Source organism: Pseudomonas sp. Y5-11, assembly GCF_022368695.1.
Taxonomy (GTDB): domain Bacteria; phylum Pseudomonadota; class Gammaproteobacteria; order Pseudomonadales; family Pseudomonadaceae; genus Aquipseudomonas; species Aquipseudomonas parakoreensis.
The window spans coordinates 2,986,971-2,989,641 of record NZ_CP058974.1 but is presented as its reverse complement, the minus strand read 5'-3'; the positions used below and the strand labels follow the sequence as shown (position 1 = coordinate 2,989,641).

The following is a 2,671-nucleotide window of genomic DNA, read 5'->3' as shown; positions in this document are numbered from 1 at the left end:
TTGATCTGAGGGCCCGTCGGCAGGCTGAGTGGAGGGATTTATCCGGGGGTGGGAGCGCAGCGACCGTTTGGCGCAGCCAAACACAGCGAGAGGAGGTGCAGCGAAGCAAACCGTAGGCGCTGCCCCCCGGATGAATCCCGCAGCGAAGGAACCCGAGCCTAAGCGAGGGCCGAACGTCAGGGCATAGACCTTTTGGTTACTTTTGGGGCGTTTGCCAAAAGTGACCCGCCGTCAGGGCGGAACCCTAAGTGGCCGTTACCGCAGCAACGGATATGCCCCCCCCCACCCCGGTCAAGCCAAAGCAAACACCTCTACCAATCGCCCAGCAATCAACCCCAGCGCCTCTTCAGCCTCATCAACAATCGCCCCCATCCGCATAAAGTCATGGGTCATGCCCGAGTACACCTGCAAATCCACAGCAACCCCCGCCGCCTGCAAATGCCGCGCATAAGTCACCCCTTCATCATGCAACGGATCACACTCGGCCAACACCATCAGCACCGGCGCGACATTGGCCGGAACATCGCCGAGCAACGGCGAAAAACGTGGATCAAAACGATCGCTGGCATCACGCTGATAGTGCGCGTAGAACCACTGCAGCGAAGCCTTCTCCAGCAGATAGCCTTCGGCAAAACGCTCGATCGACGGCGTGCTGCGACTGGCATCGGTGACCGGATAAATCAACACCTGCAAGCGCGGCTGCTCAGCGGCAGCCGTCAGTTGCGCAGCCAGCACCGTGGCCAGACTGCCACCGACGCTGTCACCGGCAATCGCCAGTCGCGCCGTGTCGATGCCCAGATCTGCAGCACTCGCCACCAGCCAGTCCCAGGCATCGCGGGCGTCATCGGCCGCTGTCGGAAAACGATGTTCCGGCGCCAGTCGGTACGCCACCGACAGCACCACGCAATCGGCCAGCGAGGCCAGCGCGCGGCACAGCGAATCATGCGAGTCGAGGCTGCCGACCACATAGCCGCCACCATGGAAATACAACAGCGCCGGACGACCGGCGCCCGCCTGCAACGGATGATTGCTGTAGATCCGCGCGTGCAACAGTGCGCCGTCACGCACCGGCAATTGCAGCTCATCCACCACGGCCAGTTCTTCACCGCCGGCGTCCATCAGCAACGACGACTGATCGAATTGTTCACGGGCCTCGGTCGGGCTCAACTCGTGCATGCCGACGCGTTTGCCACTGGCCCGGCCGTTGCCGACCAGTTGCAGAAATGCGGCGATATCAGGATTCAATGACATTCAAATCTCCAAAGCGATCGGGCGCCAGCAGCGCCCGATCGGTTTTACTTGGGTTTCACAGCAGGTTTCAGGACATGACTACTGATTCAACGATCTGGCCGAGCATTTCTTCAGCCTCGGACAGGAAAGTTTCATCACGCGGGATCTGGAAGTGCCCGCAATCCAGCCATTCGCCGCCCATGCCCGGCTGACCCAGTTGCGCCGCCAGCTCCAGTGCCTCGGCTTCGCGACCCAAGGTCCACCAGCACGTCGGGTTGACGGCCAACGGCGCGCAGCGCTCAAGCTTGAGCGACAGCTGCTTGAGCCGGCGCGCCACGCTGAACACATGCGCCAGTTCATCGGCACCCAGTGCCACGTAAGTCGACGCCCCGCGCTCGGCACTCATGGCACGCTGGAACAGCGCACGCAGGTTGTGCGGCGTTTCTTCACCGTCGATGGACAAGCCCGGTGCGGCGTCCGGCAACGTCACCTGCAGGAAGTCGCGCAGGTCGGCTTGCCAGTCATCGACCGCCCCGGCGTCGACCGCTGCCGACGGCACGAAGCTATCGACCAGCCCGACAAACTTGACCTGTTGCCCGGCCTGCTCCAGTTGCGCGGCGATCAACATCGCCAGCGTACCGCCCAGCGACCAGCCCAGCAGGTGATACGGCCCGTGCGGCTGTTTCTGGCGAATCTGCGCCAGATACTCACTGGCCATTTCCTGCAGCGAGGTGTCGTTGAACGCCGGATCCAGCAGCATCCGCGACTGAATCGCCAACACCTGACGCCGACCGCTCAAACGGCGCGCCAGCGGCTCGTAGTCGAACACCGTGCCGAATCCGGCGTGGAGGCAGAACAGCGGCGCCACGCCCTTGACCTCGGCGTTCATCGCCAGCAACCCGGAGGCTTTTTCCGCCGTGCCCTGAACACTCGCTACCAGTTCGCCGATGCTCGGTTTCTGCATCAGATCGCGCAGTTTCAGGCTCAGGCCCTGAGCCTTGAGCGCGCGGCTGCGGGCCACCACTTGCAGGCTGAGGATCGAATCGCCACCCAGTTCGAAGAAATTGTCGGTGAGCCCGACCCGTTCGATTTTCAGCACTTCCTGCCAGATCTTCGCCAGGGCTTTTTCCAGCTCGGTGCGCGGCTCGACGTAGGCCAGACGCTGTTCGGCGTCCGGATTCGGCAAGGCCTTGCGGTCGAGCTTGCCGTTCGGCGTCAGCGGCATGCGCTCAAGTACCATCAAGTGTGCCGGCACCATGTAATCCGGCAAGCTGGCCTTGAGTTGCTCGCGCAGACGCTCGCCCAAACCGTCGGCCGGCGTGTCGGTAGCGGCCAGTACATAGCCGAGCAGTTGTTTGCCGCTGACACCCTCGCGGGCCACCACGGCGGCGTCACGCACGCCCGGCTGCTGCTTGAGGCGCGCTTCGATTTCACCCAGTTC

2 protein-coding genes are annotated in these 2,671 nt (G+C 63.1%); both read right to left on the bottom strand.

Translation table 11 applies throughout. The features are described from left to right. Positions 1-291: 291 nt before the first annotated feature. On the bottom strand, positions 292-1,251 hold the full coding sequence (locus HXW87_RS13375; protein ID WP_239779042.1) for an alpha/beta hydrolase: 960 nt from the start codon (positions 1,249-1,251) through the stop codon (positions 292-294). Positions 1,252-1,318: 67 nt separating this feature from the next. Further along, positions 1,319-2,611 (bottom strand): alpha/beta fold hydrolase, encoded by a 1,293-nt coding sequence (locus tag HXW87_RS29600; RefSeq protein ID WP_345773079.1) that lies wholly within the window; start codon positions 2,609-2,611, stop codon positions 1,319-1,321. Positions 2,612-2,671 lie beyond the last annotated feature (60 nt).

Excerpts from the sequence above, each read along its gene's own strand:
- HXW87_RS13375 (WP_239779042.1), bottom strand. The coding sequence starts at position 1,251 with ATGTCATTGAATCCTGATATCGCCGCATTTCTGCAACTGGTCGGCAAC.